Origin of the sequence: Streptomyces sp. NPDC058683, assembly GCF_042716195.1 — a bacterium.
GTDB lineage: Bacteria > Actinomycetota > Actinomycetes > Streptomycetales > Streptomycetaceae > Streptomyces.
In genome coordinates, this window is sequence record NZ_JBHXSK010000003.1 from 315,130 (window position 1) to 331,022 (window position 15,893).

Here is a 15,893-nt window from a genome sequence, read left to right on the forward strand (position 1 = left end):
ACTACACAGGGACCCATGCGTATTCAGGTGAGGCGTACGGGCGGGTTCGCGGGCATCGAGCGGCGGGCCGAGGTGGACACCTCGGGGCGGCCCGACGCCCATGAGTGGCAGGTCCTGGCCGAGCACGCGCTCGCGGCCGGCCGGGGCACGCCGCCGCCCGGGGTGCCGGACGGGTTCGCGTACCAGATCACGGTGGACGGGCGGACGGTGTACGCGGCCGATCCGCATCTGACCTCCGAGCAACGCGAGCTGATCTCAAGGGTGTTGGAGGAGGGCGCCTAAGCGGCACCGGTAACGGGTAGTTCACGTCCGGACGTTGACTTCTGTTACTGGTGGTAAGGATGATCCCGCCCATGGCGACTGACGCGGTCCATCCGATACCCGGTGTCCCCGGTCTTCCGGGTTTCCCCGACGGCTTCCTCTGGGGTGTGTCGACCTCGGCCCACCAGATCGAGGGCGCGGCCGACGAGCGCGAGCCCTCCGTGTGGGACGTGTTCTCGGCCGAGCCGGGCCGTATCAAGGACGGCTCGACGGCCGCGGTGGCCTGCGACCACTACCACCGCCACCGCGAGGACGTGGCCCTGCTGGCCGGCCTCGGCGTGGACGCGTACCGCTTCTCGGTCTCCTGGCCGAGGGTGCGCTCGGCGGGCGGCCTGGACTTCTACGACCGGCTGGTGGACGAGCTGTGCGCGGCGGGCGTACGGCCGGTCCCGACCCTCTTCCACTGGGACCTGCCGACGGCCCTGCAGGAGAAGGGCGGCTGGCTGGAGCGGGACACCGCCGCACGGTTCGCCGACCACGTCTCCACCGTCGCGGACCGGCTCGGCGACCGCGTGCAGAAGTGGATCACCCTCAACGAGCCCGCCGAACACACCCTGTTCGGCCACGCGCTGGGCGCCCACGCCCCCGGCGAGCAGCTGATGTTCGACGCGCTGCCGGTCGCCCACCACCAGCTCCTCGCCCACGGCCTGGCGGTGCGGGCACTGCGCGCGGCCGGCGCCGCCGACATCGGCATCGCCAACTCCCACGGCCCCACCTGGCCGGCCTCCCAGGAGCAGCCGGACCTGGAGGCGGCCGGCTTCTACGACCTCCTCCTCAACCGGCTGTTCGCGGAGCCGGTGCTGCTGGGCGAGTACCCGGAGGGCATGGGCGACCTGATGCCGGGCGACGTCGCCGCGGACCTGAAGGTGATCGCCGAGCCGCTCGACTGGTACGGCGTCAACTACTACGCCCCGACGAAGGTGGGCGCCCCGCAGGGCGCCGAGATCGAGTTCGGCGGGCTGACCCTCCCCGCCGACCTCCCCTTCTCCGTCCAGGACATCGAGGGCGTCACGGTGACGGACTTCGGCTGGCCGGTGGTCCCGGAGGGCCTGACGGAACTCCTCACCGGCTTCCGGGACCGCTACGGCGACAAGCTCCCGCCGATCGTCATCACCGAGAACGGCTGCTCCTACGAGGGCGTCGACGACCAGGACCGCATCGCCTACCTGGACGGCCACATCCGGGCGCTGCACCGGGCGGTGGAGGCCGGGGTGGACGTGCGCGGCTACTTCGTCTGGTCGCTGCTCGACAACTTCGAGTGGGCGGAGGGGTACGCGCGCCGCTTCGGTCTGGTCCACGTGGACTACGACACCCAGGCGCGGACGCCGAAGTCGTCGTACGGCTGGTTCCGGGACCTGATCCGGGCGCAGCGACTCCCGGCGCAGAGATTCCAGGCACAGGGATGACGACGACGCGGGCGCCGGCCGCGCTGGCGGAACCGGCCGAGAAGGTCGGCCGGGGCTGGACGTCGGCGCTCTCCCTCGCCAACGGGGCGATCTGGGTGGGCTGGTACGGCCCCCTCCAGATCCTCCTCGCCTCCCAGGCCAAGGACTTCGCGCCCGGCTCCGGGATGTCGAAGGAGACGATGCTGGCGTGGGTGACGGGCGTCGGCGCGGTGGTGTCGCTGGCGGCGAACCCGCTGTTCGGCGCGCTGTCGGACCGTACGACGTCCCGCTGGGGCCGCCGTACGCCGTGGATCGTCGCCGGCACGGCGGGCGGGGCGCTGTCGCTGCTGCTCCTCGCGGGCGCCGGCGGCATGTGGACGATGATGCTGGGCTGGTGTCTGGTCCAGCTGACGCTGAACGCGGCCTTCGCGGCGGTGACGGCGGCGGTGCCGGACCGGGTGCCGAGGAGCCAGCGGGGTTCGGTGGGCGGCTGGCTGGGGGCCGCGCAGGTCCTCGGGGTGGTCGGCGGCACGGGGCTGGCGACGGCCGCCGGGGGTGTCGGGGCGGGCTATGTGGCGTGCGCGGTGTTCACGGCGGTGGGCGTGCTGCCGTACGTGCTCCGCCACCCGGATCTGCGGCTGGCCCCGGAGGACCGGCCGCCCTGGTCCCGGCGGGGCTTCCTGGCGGGCTTCTGGCTGAGCCCGCGCCGCTACCCGGACCTGGGCTGGGCCTGGCTGACCCGGTTCCTGATCAACCTGAGCAACGCGCTGGTGCTGCTGTACCTCCTGTACTACCTGCGGGACCGCCTGCACTACCACGACCCCGACCAGGGCGTGCTGATCCTGACGGCGGTGAACGGGCTGACGCTGATGGCGACGGTGGTGGTCGGCGGGGTCTGGTCGGACCGGGTGGGCCGGCGCAAGCCGTTCGTGGTCTGGTCGGGGATGCTGATGGCGGCGGCGACGGCACTGCTGGCCGCGTGGCAGACCTGGCCGGGGGCGATCGTCGCGGCGGCCTTCCTGGGCATCGGCTTCGGCGTGTTCACCTCGGTCGACTTCGCCCTGATGACGGACGTCCTGCCGAAGGCCCTGGACCGCGGCAAGGACCTCGGCGTCATCAACGTGGCCAACGCCCTGCCCCAGGTCGCGGCGCCCGCCCTCGCCGCACCGGTCGTGACGTACCTGGGCGGCTACCGGGTGCTCTACCTGGCGGCGGCCGTGATCGGGCTGGCGGGGGCGGGGCTGGTGGGGCGGATCAGGGGCGTCGATTAGCGGAGTCGATCGGCGGAGTCGATCCGGAGGAGTCGATCCGGAGCAGCCGGCTAGAGGGCCCCGGCGTCCCGGGCCGTCCAGACGCTGGGGTAGATCGGCCGGAAACCGAGATCCCGGCGGATCTTCTGGGTGGACATGATCCCGAACCAGGGGTCGGGGTCGGCCTTCGTGTGCAGGCTCTCGGGCATCTCGACGCCGTTGAGCTGGTGCAGGTCCACGGCCGTGACGGGGGCGTCGTCGGCGATGTTGTGGACCGGGCCGTTCACCGCCGGGGCGTACAGGAGGCGCAGCAGCCCCTGCCCGACATCGGCGTGGTGGCCCATGTGCAGCCGCTGGGTCGGTGCCCAGTGCGCCGCCCAGCGCAGGGAGTCGGCGAGGTGGGGGTCGCCCTCGCCGTAGACGAAGGGCAGCCGTCCGATCCGCACGTCCATGCCGCCCTCCAGCGCGAGCAGCTCCCGCTCGGCGAGCGCCTTGGACTCGGGGTAGGCGCCCCACATCTCGCCGCCGGGCCGGCTCTCGTCGTCCTCGGTCAGCGGGCGGCCGCGTCCGGTGCCGTACACGAGCCCGGTGCTGACCTGCACGAACCGCCGTACGCCGGCGCCGAGCGCGGCCCGCCCGAGGGCCACCGCCGCGTCCCGGTTGACGGCCCGCGCCTCCGCGTCCGGCACCCCGCGGAAGGCGGCGGCGACATTCACCACGGCGTCCACCCCGGCGACGGCCTTGCCGAGCGCCTCCTCGTCCCGCAGGTCGCCGACGACGGTCTCGGCGCCGAGACCGGCGAACGGCTCCCCGCGGGCCGCGTCCCGTACGAGCACGCGCACCCGCTCCCCGGGCCGGGCCTGTGCCAGCAGTCGCGGCACGAACCGCCGCCCGACCTGCCCGGTCGCCCCGGTGACAAGAGTGATCATGGTCTTCTCCCTGGTTTCCTTCGCTCTGGTGCCACCACCCTCGGCCGCCTGCGGCACGGCCGGGAGAGACCTCCCGATCCGGGGACCGGCAGTCCCTGGATAAGCCGGCCGCCCCGGGCCACCCTGGAGGGGTGAACCGCCCCGAACTCGCCGACTTCCTGCGCCACGCCCGCACCCGCCTGGACCCCGCCGACGTGGGCCTGGCCCCCGGCGCCCGCCGCCGCACCCCGGGCCTGCGCCGCGAGGAGGTGGCGTCGCTGGCGGGCATGTCGGCGGACTACTACACGCGTCTCGAACAGTCCCGGGGCCCGCGCCCGTCCCGCCAGATGCTGACGGCGATGGCCCGCGCGCTGCGCCTGACGGAGGACGAACGCGATCACCTGTTCCACCTGGGCGGCGAGGAACCCCCGCGCCGGGAGGCGACGAGCACGCACGTCCGCCCCGGCCTCCTCCTGGTCCTGGACCGGCTGCACGACGCACCCGCGACCGTGATCACCGACCTGGGCGAGGTCCTCGCCCAGAACGCCCTCGCCAAGGCCCTGTACGGCGATGTCTCGGGCCGCCCGTCCCGGGACCGCAACGTGGTCCGCCGCTTCTTCCTGGACCCGACGTCCCACACCCTGTTCCCGCCGGAGGACCGGCCGGTGCGGGCCCGCGAACACGTGGCGAACCTGCGCGCGGTGGCGGCGGCCCGTCCCACGGACCCGGAGCCGGGTGCGCTGGTGGCCGAACTCCGCGCCCACAGCGAGGAGTTCGCCGGCCTCTGGGCGCAGCACGAGGTCTCGGTACGCCGGGCGTCGACAAAACGCTTCCGCCACCCGGCCGTCGGCCTGCTGGAGCTGGACTGCGAGGTCCTTCTCTCCGCCGACCACCACCAGCTCCTCGTCATCCACACGGCCCGCCCGGGCACGGAGTCCCACGAACGCCTGCAACTGCTACGGGTGGTGGGGCTGCAGGACATGACACCGAGCCGCAGTTGACCCACCCGATACCTTTGCCGGGACGCACGCGCAATGAGTGAAGAACGGCAACGGGGGTTGCGGGGACATGGCGGGGTACCGACCGGCGGACTGGCATCCACTCGACCTCGACCGGGACCCGACCCCGGGCGACCCGCAACGCGTCCGCTCCCTCGCCACACAGCTGCACGACTTCGCCGACGACGTCTCCGACGCCCTGCGTCTGGTCAAGGGCATGGCCGGCGAGGACACCCTGCTCCAGTGGGCCGGCAAGTCGGCCGAGGTGTTCAAGGAGCAGTTCAAGGACGTCCCGAAGAACCTGAAGAAGCTGAAGAAGTCGTACGAGATGTGCGGCGACGCGCTGGCCGACTACTGGCCGAAGCTGGAGCGCGCGCAGGCCCTGGCCGACAAGGCGCTCGCCAAGGCGAAGGAAGCCCAGAGCGACCTCAGCTCCGCCAAGTCCCGCCTCTCCTCCGCCGATTCATGGGTCACCCGCGCCGGCAAGGAAGCCGACAAGTACAAGGACGACCCCACCGGCAGCAAGTCGGACGGTGACAAGCCGGACGAGGCGAAGGTGCGGGCCGCCACCCGGGACGTGCAGAGCGCCAAGTCCGCGCACACCCAGGCCCAGTCGGACGTCACCACCGCCCAGAACGCCCTCGATGCCGCGAAGAAGATGGCCGAGGACGCCCGCAAGATGCGGGACGACGCGGCGGGTGAGGCGAAGCGGAAGATCGACGAGGCCTCCGACGCGGGGATCCCGAACCGGCACTGGTGGCAGGACGTCGGTCACTGGTTCGAGGACAACTGGGACACCATCGTCACCGTCTGCAAGGTCGTCGTCGCGGTCGTCGGCATCATCGCGCTGATCATCGGCGGACCCATCCTCGGCGCGATCGTGCTGGTCGCCGCGCTCGTCGTCCTCGCGGACACGCTCTACAAATACTCCAAGGGCCAGGCATCCCTATGGGATGTCGCGTTCGCGGCGCTGGACTGCATACCCGGCGGCAAGGGCATCACCAGCCTCGGCAAGCTCGCCAAGGGAATGAAGGAGCTGAAGAACCTCAAGGGCGGCATGAAAGCCATGGCCCTCGGGGTGAAGGGGCTCGGCAAGAGCACCCGTGCGCTGGGACGTCAGATGAAGCAGCTCTTCACCTGCGGCGACCCGATCGACATGGCCACGGGTCAGATGGTCCTCTCCGAGACGGACGTCCTGCTGGACGGGGTGTTCCCGCTGGAGATCGAGCGCCACCACCGAACCGGCCTTGGCGACGGACGCCGGTTCGGCCCCGCCTGGGCGTCCACGGTGGATCAGCGACTGCTCCTCGAACCGTACGGGGTCCGGTTCTTCACCGCCGATGGAATGACCCTCACCTATCCGCTTCCGGGCCCGGACGTCCCGGTGCTTCCGGTCGAAGGTCCGCGGTGGCCGCTGGAGTGGGACGACGAGGCAGCCGGAGTCCTGGCCGTACGTCAGCCCGAGACCGGCGTGGTGCTCCATTTCCGCCCGCCGCCCGGCGGCTCGGCCACCGATCTCCCACTCGCCTCCCTCACCGACGCCAACGGCAACACCGTCACCCTGAGCCATGAGCCGGACGGCACCCTCACCGAGGTCACGCACAGCGGGGGCTACCGGCTGGGAGTGACCACGGAAGGGGGCCGGATCAGCCGGTTCACCCTGCTCAGCGACCCGGATCGGCCGACGCTCCTGCGCTACGCGTACGACGCGAGGGGCAACCTCACGGCGATCTACAACTCCTCGGGCCTGCCCCTGAGGTTCGACTACGACGAGCGGCACCGCATCACCCGCTGGGAGGACCGGAACGGGGTCCGGTACCGCTACACGTACGACGACGAGAACCGGTGCACGGCCACCGCCGGAGCCGACGGCATCCTCGACTACACCTACGTCTACGACACTGAACGCCACACCTCGGTCGCCACGAACTCCCTCGGCCACAGCACCACCTACCGGTTCGACGAGGCCTACCAACTGATCGCCGAGACCGACCCGCTCGGGCACACCACGACCCGGGCCTGGGACCGGTACCACAACCTCCTCGCCCTCACCGACCCGCTCGGCCGCACCACCGGCTACACGTATGACGAGGCCGGGAACACCACGCGCGTGGTCCACCCGGACGGAAGCGACTCCTCGTACGTCTACACGGACGGCGGGGCCCTGGTCTCGGCCGTCGAGCAGGACGGTGCCACCTGGCACTACGTGTACGACGACCGCGGGAACGTGGTGACCGTCACCGATCCATCGGGCGCGACCACCGGATACCGCTACGACGGACAGGGCGCGATCGCCGCGGTCACCGACGCGCTCGGCGGCGAGAGCCGGGTGACCAGCAACGCCGCGGGGCTACCGACCGAGGTGACCTCACCGGTGGGGGCGGTCACGCGGTTCCGTTACGACGCGTTCGGCCGGGTCGGCGAAGTCGTCGAGCCGGACGGCGGGTCGACCGCCGTGGCGTGGACCGTCGAGGGGCGCGCGGCACGGCGTACCTTCCCGGACGGATCCGTCGAGACTTGGACCTACGACGCCGAGGGCAACGTCCTCACCCACACCGACGTACTGGCCGCCGTCACCCGCTTCGAGCCGGCCCCCTTCGACCGGACTGCCGCCCGAACCGATGCCGACGGCAGCAGAATCGAGTTCACCTACGACACCGAACTGCGCCCGGTGGCCGTACGCAACGCACAGGGGCAGACCTGGACCTACGTCTACGACCCCCTGGGCGACATCGTCGCTGAGACGGACTTCAACGGCCGGACCGTCACCTACCTCCGGGACGCGGCGGGCAGGATCGTCGAACGCCTCAACGGCGCCGGCCAGTCCGTGCGCTACCGTCACGATCCGCTGGACCGGGTGATCGAGCAGCAGGACTCCGACGGCCGTGTCACCCGCTTCGAGTACGACCGGGGCGGCGCCCTCCTACGGGCCGTCAACCCGGACGCCGACCTGTCGTTCACTTACGACGCGAACAGCCGTGTCCTGACGGAGACCTGTAACGGCGGGACGCTGACGAACACCTACGACGCGGTCGGCCGACGCGTACGGCGCCGGACACCGGGCGGCTCGCTCAGCGAGTGGCGCTACGACGCCGGTCACCAGCCGGTCGAGTTGCGCGGCTCGGGACACACGGTGGGCTTCGCTCACGACGCCGCCGGCCACGAGGTGCTGCGGTCCCTGCCGGCCGGCGCGTCGCTGCGGCAGGGGTGGAGTTCCACCGGCCATCGCCTGGTGTCCCAGGCCGTGCGCGCCCGGGAAGCGGAGCCGGACGGGATCGCCCGGTCGTACGCCTACCGTGCCGACGGCCTGCCCAGCGTCGTCACCGACTCCACGGTGGGCCCCACGGCGTACGCACTCGACTCGAACGGCCGGGTCACCGCGGTCACCGCCGGCGACCGCCGGGAGAGGTACGCCTACGACAGCCTGGGCAACCTCGTCCGGTCCGAGTTGTCCGGGCCGGCCGACGGTCGCGTGCCCGAAGTCCAGGGTGACATCACCTACCGGGGCACCCTCGTGCAGACCGCCGGACGTTCCCGGTACGAGCACGACGCCCAGGGCCGGGTGGTGCGACATACCCGTGCCCTGCTGTCCGGCGGACATCGCGTCTGGACCTTCACCTGGGATCCCGAGGACCGGCTGCGCACCGTACGCACTCCCGACGGGAGCCTGTGGCGTTACCGCTACGACCCGCTGGGCAGGCGGATCGCCAAGGAACTCCTCGCCACCGACGGTACGACCGTGGTGGAGCGCACCGACTTCGTGTGGGACGGCACCCGGTTGGCCGAGCAGAGCCGTTCGGCCGTCCCGGGTTTCCCGGAAGTGACCACGTGGGACTGGGAGCCGGGCGGTGACCGCCCGCTCGCACAGCGCACCCGCTCGGGGGGCGGCCCGGACGACGACGCGTGGGTCGACGAACGGTTCTACTCCATCGTCACCGATGTCGTCGGTACCCCCACGGAACTCGTCGACGAGGACGGGCGGGCGGTCTGGCGCTCCCGGAGCACCCTGTGGGGCCTGCCGACGGGTGACTCGCCGTCCGGTCCGGCCGACTGCCCGCTGCGCTTTCCGGGCCAGTACTTCGACGCCGAGACTGGGCTGCACTACAACCACCACCGTTACTACGACCCCGCTACGGCCCGGTACCACAGCCCCGACCCGCTGGGGCTGGACCCGGCCCCGCACCACCACAACTACGTCGTCAACCCGCTGGTCTGGGTCGATCCGCTGGGGCTGGCCCCCTCGTGCAAGACCGTCATCCGGCACTATACGACCAAGAGCGGCTACAACAAGATCATGGGCGGTGGCGGCAAGAACGGCATCACCCTGAAGGTGCCGGCCACGACCCAGGGCAGAAACGCGGCCGCGGTATACGTCACGCCGATGAGCCCGGCGGAGGTGGCCAAGAAGCCCGGCGGTTTCAAGTCCTACCTAGGTCTCACGAAGGAGAAGAGCGAGTACATGATCGAATTCGAGGCCGAGAAGAAGCTGTTCTCGGGGCGGCTGCGGGGCGGCCGGGATCACATCTGGTTCTCCAACAGTGACGTCACCATCCCCCGCGACGCGATCCGGTACCACGGCCCGACCTCGGGCTGGACGGCCTGAGCGACGCGCATCATCCGGACCCGGCACCCTGCGAGGAACACCCATGGATCTCACCGGCTATGCGAACGACTTCACCGTGGACTCGGCCTTCCCCGACGCCATGCGCCGTTTCGTGGCCCGCGCGCGGCAGCGGTGGTCACGGCTCCTGCTGTCCGGGGAGCCGCCGGCCGGGGAAGCGGACTGGCGGCTGCCCGAACCGGACGACGACTACTCCGGGATCGTCACCTTCTCCGCCGGGCCGGAGATGGAGGACTTCTGGGAGGAGAACGGCTACGCGCTGGACGACTCGGGACAGGGGCCGTACGCCGTCTTCTACCGGCGTCGCACCGGGCCGCTGCATGCCACGGCGATCTCCGGCATCAGGGCGGACGACCCCGACATCGAGCCGGCGGTCGAAGGAACGGGCCTGCTGATGGCCGAGTACTACACCGTCAGTCTGCTCACACCGGAGGACCCCGCGACCGACGCCTTCTCCGCGGCGGTGGTACGGGACTTCGTCGAGTCCTTCGGGGCGACGGCGTAGGAGGCACAGGCTCCCGGGCCGGACCCGGTCGGCCCTAGAACCCCAGCCGCCGCAACTGCTTCGGATCCCGCTGCCAGTCCTTGGCCACCTTCACATGCAGGTCCAGGAAGACCGGCGTGCCGAGCAGGGCCTCGATCTGCTTGCGGGACTTGATGCCGACCTCCTTCAGGCGCGTGCCCTTGGGGCCGATGACGATGCCCTTCTGGCTGGGGCGCTCGATGTAGAGGTTGGCGTGGATGTCCAGCAGGGGCTTGTCGGCGGGGCGGTCCGGGCGGGGGAGCATCTCCTCGACCACGACGGCGATGGAGTGCGGCAGCTCGTCGCGGACGCCCTCCAGGGCCGCCTCGCGGATCAGTTCCGCGATCATGACCTGCTCGGGCTCGTCCGTGAGGTCGCCCTCGGGGTAGAGGGCCGGGCCCTCGGGGAGGAGCGGGACGAGGAGGTCGGCCAGCAGGCTCACCTGCTGGTCGCCGACCGCCGACACCGGCACGATCTCGGCCCACTCGAAGCCCAGCTCCTTGCCCAGCTGGTCGATGGCGATCAGCTGCTCGGCCAGGGCCTTGGAGTCGACCAGGTCGGTCTTGGTGACGATCGCGATCTTCGGGGTCTTGCGGATCCCGGCCAGCTCCTTGGCGATGAAGCGGTCACCGGGGCCGAGCTTCTCGTTCGCCGGCAGGCAGAAGCCGATCACGTCGACCTCGGCCCAGGTGGTGCGGACCACGTCGTTGAGGCGCTCGCCGAGCAGGGTGCGCGGTTTGTGCAGGCCGGGGGTGTCGACCAGGATCAGCTGGGCGTCCGGCCGGTGCACGATGCCGCGTACCGTGTGCCGCGTGGTCTGCGGCTGGTTCGCGGTGATCGCCACCTTCTGCCCGACCAGAGCGTTCGTGAGGGTGGACTTGCCCGCGTTGGGGCGCCCGACGAAACAGGCGAAGCCCGCCCGGTGGACGGCCTCCGACGATTCCGACGGCTCGGTTGACTGGCTGCGAACGCTCATGCCCCCCATTCTCCCTGATCCACGACACCCCGCCGCACCGTGAGAATCCGGTAACCCCGACGCAACGAAACGTCACCGAAACACAGCCGTACGCGACCGGAAACGCGTTCCGGTGAATCTCTGACGAGCCCCCACGACGTTGGAGACGCCCGTGATCCTCTCCGCCGCGCACGCCGACACCGGCGACACCGCCTGGCTGCTCGCCGCCACCGCCCTGGTCCTGCTGATGACCCCGGGCCTGGCCCTGTTCTACGGCGGCATGGTCCGCACGAAGAGCGTCCTCAACATGCTGATGATGAGCTTCGTGTCGATCGCGCTGGTGACGGTGGTGTGGCTGGCGGGCGGGTACGCGCTGGCCTTCGGCGAGGATGCCGGGGCCGGGCTCGTCGGCGGGCTGCGGCACGCCGGGATGCACGGGCTCGGGCCGGACAGCGTGCAGGGCACGGTCCCCACCCTCCTGTTCGCCACCTTCCAGCTCACCTTCGCGATCGTCACGGCCGCGCTGGTCAGCGGCGCGGTCGCGGACCGGGCGAAGTTCGGGGCGTGGCTGGTGTTCGTCCCCGTCTGGACGCTGCTCGTATACGTTCCGGTGGCGCACTGGGTGTGGGGCCCGGGTGGCTGGATCCTGCACCACCTCGGCGCCCTGGACTTCGCCGGCGGCCTCCCCGTCGAGATCACCTCCGGCGCCTCCGGCCTGGCCCTGTGCCTGGTCCTCGGCCCGCGGCTCGGGTTCAAGAAGGACGCGATGCGCCCGCACAACCTGCCGATGGTGATCCTGGGCGCCGGTCTGCTCTGGTTCGGCTGGTTCGGCTTCAACGCGGGCAGCGCGCTCGGCGCCAACGGTCTCGCGGCCGCCGCCTTCCTCAACACCATGGCCGCCGGCTGCACGGGCCTGCTGGGCTGGCTCTTCGTCGAGCAGAAGCGCGACGGCCACCCGACCACCCTGGGGGCGGCCTCCGGAGCCGTCGCAGGCCTGGTCGCGATCACCCCGTCCTGCGGCTCGGTCTCGCTGCCCGGCGCGCTGGTCGTCGGCCTCGCCGCGGGCGTGGTCTGCTCGTACGCGGTCTCCTGGAAGTTCAGGCTGAACTACGACGACTCGCTCGACGTCGTCGGCGTTCACCTGGTCGGCGGTGTCATCGGCACCCTCTTCATCGGCCTGTTCGCGGAGCGGGCCATGACCGGCGGCGCCGAGGGCCTCCTCTACGGCGGCGGGCTCGCCCAGCTCGGCAAGCAGGCGGTGGCGGTGGTGGCCGTGGCGGCGTACGCGTTCGCGGTGACGTACGGCCTCGGCAGGCTGCTCGACCGGACGCTGGGCTTCCGGGCGAGCGAGGAGCAGGAGCACACCGGCCTGGACCTTACGGTGCACGCCGAGACGGCTTACGATCACGGGGTCCTGGGCCACGGCGCCCCGGTCGGCGCGTCCCTCCTCCCCTCCGCCCAGAAGGTCAAGAGCCAGCCATGAAGCTCGTCACCGCGATCGTCAAGCCGTACCGTCTCGAGGCGGTGAAGACCGCCCTCCAGGAGATCGGGGTGCAGGGCCTGACCGTGACCGAGGCCAGCGGGTACGGCCGGCAGCGCGGCCACACCGAGGTGTACCGCGGTGCCGAGTACCAGGTCGACCTGGTCCCCAAGGTCCGGATCGAGGTCGTCGTCGAGGACGCCGACTCCGAGCCGACGATCGAGGCGATCGTCAAGGCCGCACGGACGGGGAAGATCGGGGACGGGAAGGTGTGGGCACTGCCGGTGGAGACGGTCGTACGGGTGCGGACGGGCGAGCGCGGCCCCGACGCCCTCTGAGCAGCCGCGGCAGACCCCGGCCGCGGCGCGCCCGGGCGAGCAGCACGCCGCCCGCCACCCCGGCGGCGAAGGCCAGCCCCACCACCAGCCACGGCAGCGCGAGGAACGACGTGCTCGCCGACTCCCTGGTGCCACTCGCGCTGGCCGTCAACGTCACGTCCCCCCAGTCGAGTTGGGGCGCGTCCCGCCAGCGCGCGGTGAGCCGCACCCGCTCCCCCGGCAGCAGCTCTGAGGGGATCCCGGCGAGGTCGCGGCTGAGCAGCGTACGGCCGAAGAGCCCCTCGGCCCGCAGCCGCACCCTGGGGTTCAGCGTCACGTTCCCCGTGTTGTGCAGGGTGTAGGAGACGGTGGCCGTGCTGTCGCCGAGGCCGGGCACGAGCGGCTGGTGGTGGGTGAGGTGCACGTTCTCGACGGCGACGGCCGGTAGCGTCGGCCCGCTCACCCGCAGGTAGACCCGGGCGCCGACGGCCCGCTGCACACCGAGCGCCAGGGAGCCGGCCCCCGGATCGACACGCTCGTCCAGCGCCACGATCGCCCCCGGATGGTCACCGGGCTCGGCGCCCTCGGGCACCCGCAGGGTGAAGGGAACGGTGACCGTCCTGTGCGGTGGCACGGTGACCCGCGTCTTCGCGATGCTCGCCCAGGCCCCCACCCCCCGCATCTTCTCCTTCACCGTCCGGACGGCGAACCCGCCGTCCCGTGCGGTGTTGTAGGCGTCGGCCGCGTACAGCCGGAAGGTGAGCGGTTCGCCGGTCTTGTTGGCGACGGCCACCTTGTCGGTGATCGTCTGCCCGGGGTCGAGGGAGAGATAGAAGTACGGCCGCGCCGCGATCCTGGAGGCGACCGGGTAGACGGACCAGCTGCCGTTGTCGGCGGCGTGCGCGGGAGCCGCCGTGCACAGGAGTCCGAGGAGCAGGCTCAGGAGGAGGACATACGGCTTGACGCGACGCATGGGTGCGGACCCCCGGTCGGAAGCGGGTCGGGTGACGACCGGGTCCTTCCTGGAGGCCCGGCCGTCACAGGGGAGTTGGCTCAGGTGAGCGTCAGGGTGAGAACTCCGGAGTACGACCCCGGAGGCGTGAACGCCGGTACGTCCAGGGAGAGTCCGGCGCCGACCGTGAACTCACCGCCGGTGACCGTGGCGTCCGGGGTCGACGCGAGGGTCGCTCCGGAACCGCCTACGGCGCCCGCGGAACCGGCCGCACAGGTGCTCGGGCTGCCCGCCTTGGTCGCACAGGACGGGGTCCAGCTGAGCTTCCCGGCGTCGATCTTGGCGCCGGGACCGGTGAAGTCGGTGACCTTGCCGGTGAGCGACCAGCCGGCCGGACCGCCACGGAAGTCCTTGACGGTGACGGTCTGCAGCGCGCCGGTGGACGCCCCGCCCTGACCGAAGTCGACCGCCGACAGCGCGACGGAGTCCCCGGCCTGGGACATGGACAGGGTCCCCGCCTTGACGGTGGTCGTCAGCTTCTGGCTCCCGTCCGGCACCGGCGTGGTGTCGTTGACGACGTAGGCGGCCGGACCGGCCCCCGCCGTGTCGCTCCACGCACTGCCCTCGTACGCCACGATCCCGGTCGTCGTCTTGTCGTTGACGGTGATCGGGGCGCTGAAGGAACCGTCGGAGCCCGCGGTCGCGGTGGCCGTGTCCGCGGTCTGGCTGGTCCCGGACCGCCCGGCGAGCGTGACGGTCGCGCCGGGTGTGAAGTTCTGCCCGCTGACGGTCACGCTGTCACCGGGGTTCCCGGAGGCCGAACCCAGGCTGATGGCACGGTTGTTGACCGGGGTCGAGTCGGTCGCCGTGACGGTCTCCGACACCGGGGCGGGCGGGTTGGTGACCGTGCAGGGGGTGTCCAGCTCCAGGATGTAGCTGGTGTGGATGTTGTAGTCGCCGGGCGAGAGAGTGATGGCACCCGGCGAGGTGACCGTGAAGGTGCCGGTCATGGAGAACGACGGGAAGGTGCCGTAGCCGGGCACCGGGTCGTTCTTCTTCGGCCCGGTGACCGTGACGGCCCCGGTCTGCGCGCCGCCCAGCGCCACCTTCCCGGTCGGCGTCATGATGTCGGCCGGCAGGGCGAGAGCGGTGGGGTTGTTGGCGGCGGGCGTGACCACGGTGTAGGTCACCGTGACCGTGTCGCCGACCTTCGGGGTGGTGTCGTCCACCGAGATGCTGGCGGTGGTGGTGCCGTCGATCGGCGGGAGGCCCGCGACGGCGGGCGGGATGCAGTGCGTGGCGAAGTCGACGTTCGCCCCGGCGGCGCCGGCCGGACAGGCCAGCGCGCCCCCCGTCGTGACCGCGAGCGCGGTCGCCCCGAACAGTGAGATCCAGCGCCACCGTCGGGATCTTCGTGATCTTGGGGGTGAACCCATGGAAGCCCCCTCCTGAGGGTTGCGGGCGCAGCGGCTCCTCTGCGCCGACAGGGGGCCATTGATGTGGAGGGCGCGTGAGAAGTCAATGGAGATGCCGCAGAAACCTGACGGTTCATCAGCTTCTGCGGCATCCGGAACGAACCCGTCAGCACGCTCAGAAGACGAACGGTCCGGGTGACTGGGCGGCGCTGGACGTACAGGTGACGGTGACGCCGAAGATGACCATCTTCAGCGAGCCGCCGTAGAAGTCGAGACTGTCGCCGGACGCGACGGTGCCGGGCAGCGGGCCGACGGTGACGGCGCTGCCGGCGGCCATGGCCGGGTTCACGGTGCCGCTGAAGACGACGTTGCTGCCGGTGGAGTTGGCCATGGTGAGCGTGGAGGCGATGGAGTTCGCCGACAGGGCGAGCGGGGTGGTGATCGCGCTGGAGGTGAGCGTGAGGGTGGCCGAGGTACCGCTCTGGGTCGCGGTGAGGGTGGCCGCACCGCCGCCGAAGATGCCGCAGCTGGCGGTGACGGTGGCGGTGGTCGGGGTGACGGCGGCCGCCGAGGGTGCGAAGGCCAGTGCCGTGGCGGCGAGGGCCCCCGCCGCGAGTGCCGCACCGGTGGTCAAGCGTTTCATGGAGATCGAGCTCCCTTCCCGTTGCGTGGGAATGCCATGTGGGGATGGCGACCCCGGTCCGGGTGGATGCGGGCACACCGCGGGGCCGAATCTGACGCACCATCACAATCTGACGGCCCGTCGGA

At 71.4% G+C, this 15,893-nt stretch carries 13 protein-coding genes; 8 read left to right on the forward strand and 5 right to left on the reverse strand.

Annotated elements, in window-relative coordinates:
- The first annotated feature begins 15 nt into the window (after positions 1-15).
- The 3 genes from ACFWXC_RS05195 (at position 16) to ACFWXC_RS05205 (ending at position 2,977) form a co-directional block, all read left to right on the forward strand.
- The gene (locus ACFWXC_RS05195; RefSeq protein ID WP_384473284.1) at positions 16-282 is read left to right on the forward strand and encodes a protealysin inhibitor emfourin; all 267 of its coding nucleotides are present in this window, start codon (positions 16-18) and stop codon (positions 280-282) included.
- Between the two features lie 71 nt (positions 283-353).
- Positions 354-1,727 (forward strand): GH1 family beta-glucosidase, encoded by a 1,374-nt coding sequence (locus tag ACFWXC_RS05200; protein WP_384473287.1) that lies wholly within the window; start codon positions 354-356, stop codon positions 1,725-1,727.
- On the forward strand, positions 1,724-2,977 hold the full coding sequence (locus ACFWXC_RS05205) for an MFS transporter (protein ID WP_384473290.1): 1,254 nt from the start codon (positions 1,724-1,726) through the stop codon (positions 2,975-2,977). The genes ACFWXC_RS05200 and ACFWXC_RS05205 overlap by 4 nt, the downstream gene beginning before the upstream one ends.
- Before the next feature lie 50 nt (positions 2,978-3,027).
- Here the strand turns inward: ACFWXC_RS05205 and ACFWXC_RS05210 are convergent, their stop codons facing one another.
- Positions 3,028-3,885 carry an NAD-dependent epimerase/dehydratase family protein gene (locus tag ACFWXC_RS05210; protein WP_384473293.1) on the reverse strand — a complete coding sequence of 286 codons (858 nt, stop codon included), beginning with the start codon at positions 3,883-3,885 and terminating at the stop codon, positions 3,028-3,030.
- A 131-nt stretch (positions 3,886-4,016) separates the two neighbouring features.
- Here ACFWXC_RS05210 and ACFWXC_RS05215 point away from each other — a divergent pair, with 131 nt between their 5' ends.
- The 3 genes from ACFWXC_RS05215 (at position 4,017) to ACFWXC_RS05225 (ending at position 9,988) form a co-directional block, all read left to right on the forward strand.
- The gene (locus tag ACFWXC_RS05215) at positions 4,017-4,865 is read left to right on the forward strand and encodes a helix-turn-helix transcriptional regulator (RefSeq protein ID WP_384473296.1); all 849 of its coding nucleotides are present in this window, start codon (positions 4,017-4,019) and stop codon (positions 4,863-4,865) included.
- A gap of 67 nt (positions 4,866-4,932) precedes the next feature.
- The gene (locus ACFWXC_RS05220; protein ID WP_384473299.1) at positions 4,933-9,465 is read left to right on the forward strand and encodes an RHS repeat-associated core domain-containing protein; all 4,533 of its coding nucleotides are present in this window, start codon (positions 4,933-4,935) and stop codon (positions 9,463-9,465) included.
- A 43-nt stretch (positions 9,466-9,508) separates the two neighbouring features.
- Positions 9,509-9,988 carry a hypothetical protein gene (locus ACFWXC_RS05225; RefSeq protein ID WP_384473302.1) on the forward strand — a complete coding sequence of 160 codons (480 nt, stop codon included), beginning with the start codon at positions 9,509-9,511 and terminating at the stop codon, positions 9,986-9,988.
- 34 nt (positions 9,989-10,022) lie between these two features.
- Here ACFWXC_RS05225 and era read toward each other — a convergent pair whose 3' ends face one another.
- Positions 10,023-10,991, reverse strand: coding sequence for a GTPase Era (gene era, locus ACFWXC_RS05230; protein ID WP_384473305.1), 969 nt, complete (start codon positions 10,989-10,991; stop codon positions 10,023-10,025).
- 142 nt (positions 10,992-11,133) lie between these two features.
- On the opposite strand from era, the gene ACFWXC_RS05235 reads away from it, so the two are divergent.
- Positions 11,134-12,444 (forward strand): ammonium transporter, encoded by a 1,311-nt coding sequence (locus ACFWXC_RS05235; protein ID WP_384473308.1) that lies wholly within the window; start codon positions 11,134-11,136, stop codon positions 12,442-12,444.
- Positions 12,441-12,779, forward strand: a complete 339-nt coding sequence (locus ACFWXC_RS05240; protein ID WP_384473310.1) for a P-II family nitrogen regulator — start codon at positions 12,441-12,443, stop codon at positions 12,777-12,779. The genes ACFWXC_RS05235 and ACFWXC_RS05240 overlap by 4 nt, the downstream gene beginning before the upstream one ends.
- On the opposite strand, the gene ACFWXC_RS05245 is transcribed toward ACFWXC_RS05240, so the two are convergent.
- From ACFWXC_RS05245 to ACFWXC_RS05255, 3 genes are all read right to left on the reverse strand, one after another.
- On the reverse strand, positions 12,673-13,731 hold the full coding sequence (locus tag ACFWXC_RS05245; RefSeq protein WP_384473312.1) for a WxL protein peptidoglycan domain-containing protein: 1,059 nt from the start codon (positions 13,729-13,731) through the stop codon (positions 12,673-12,675). The genes ACFWXC_RS05240 and ACFWXC_RS05245 overlap by 107 nt on opposite strands.
- Before the next feature lie 80 nt (positions 13,732-13,811).
- The gene (locus ACFWXC_RS05250) at positions 13,812-15,146 is read right to left on the reverse strand and encodes a beta-xylosidase (protein WP_384473315.1); all 1,335 of its coding nucleotides are present in this window, start codon (positions 15,144-15,146) and stop codon (positions 13,812-13,814) included.
- A gap of 154 nt (positions 15,147-15,300) precedes the next feature.
- Entirely contained in the window at positions 15,301-15,768 is a 468-nt protein-coding gene (locus tag ACFWXC_RS05255; RefSeq protein ID WP_384473318.1) for a hypothetical protein, read from the reverse strand.
- Positions 15,769-15,893: the final 125 nt, after the last annotated feature.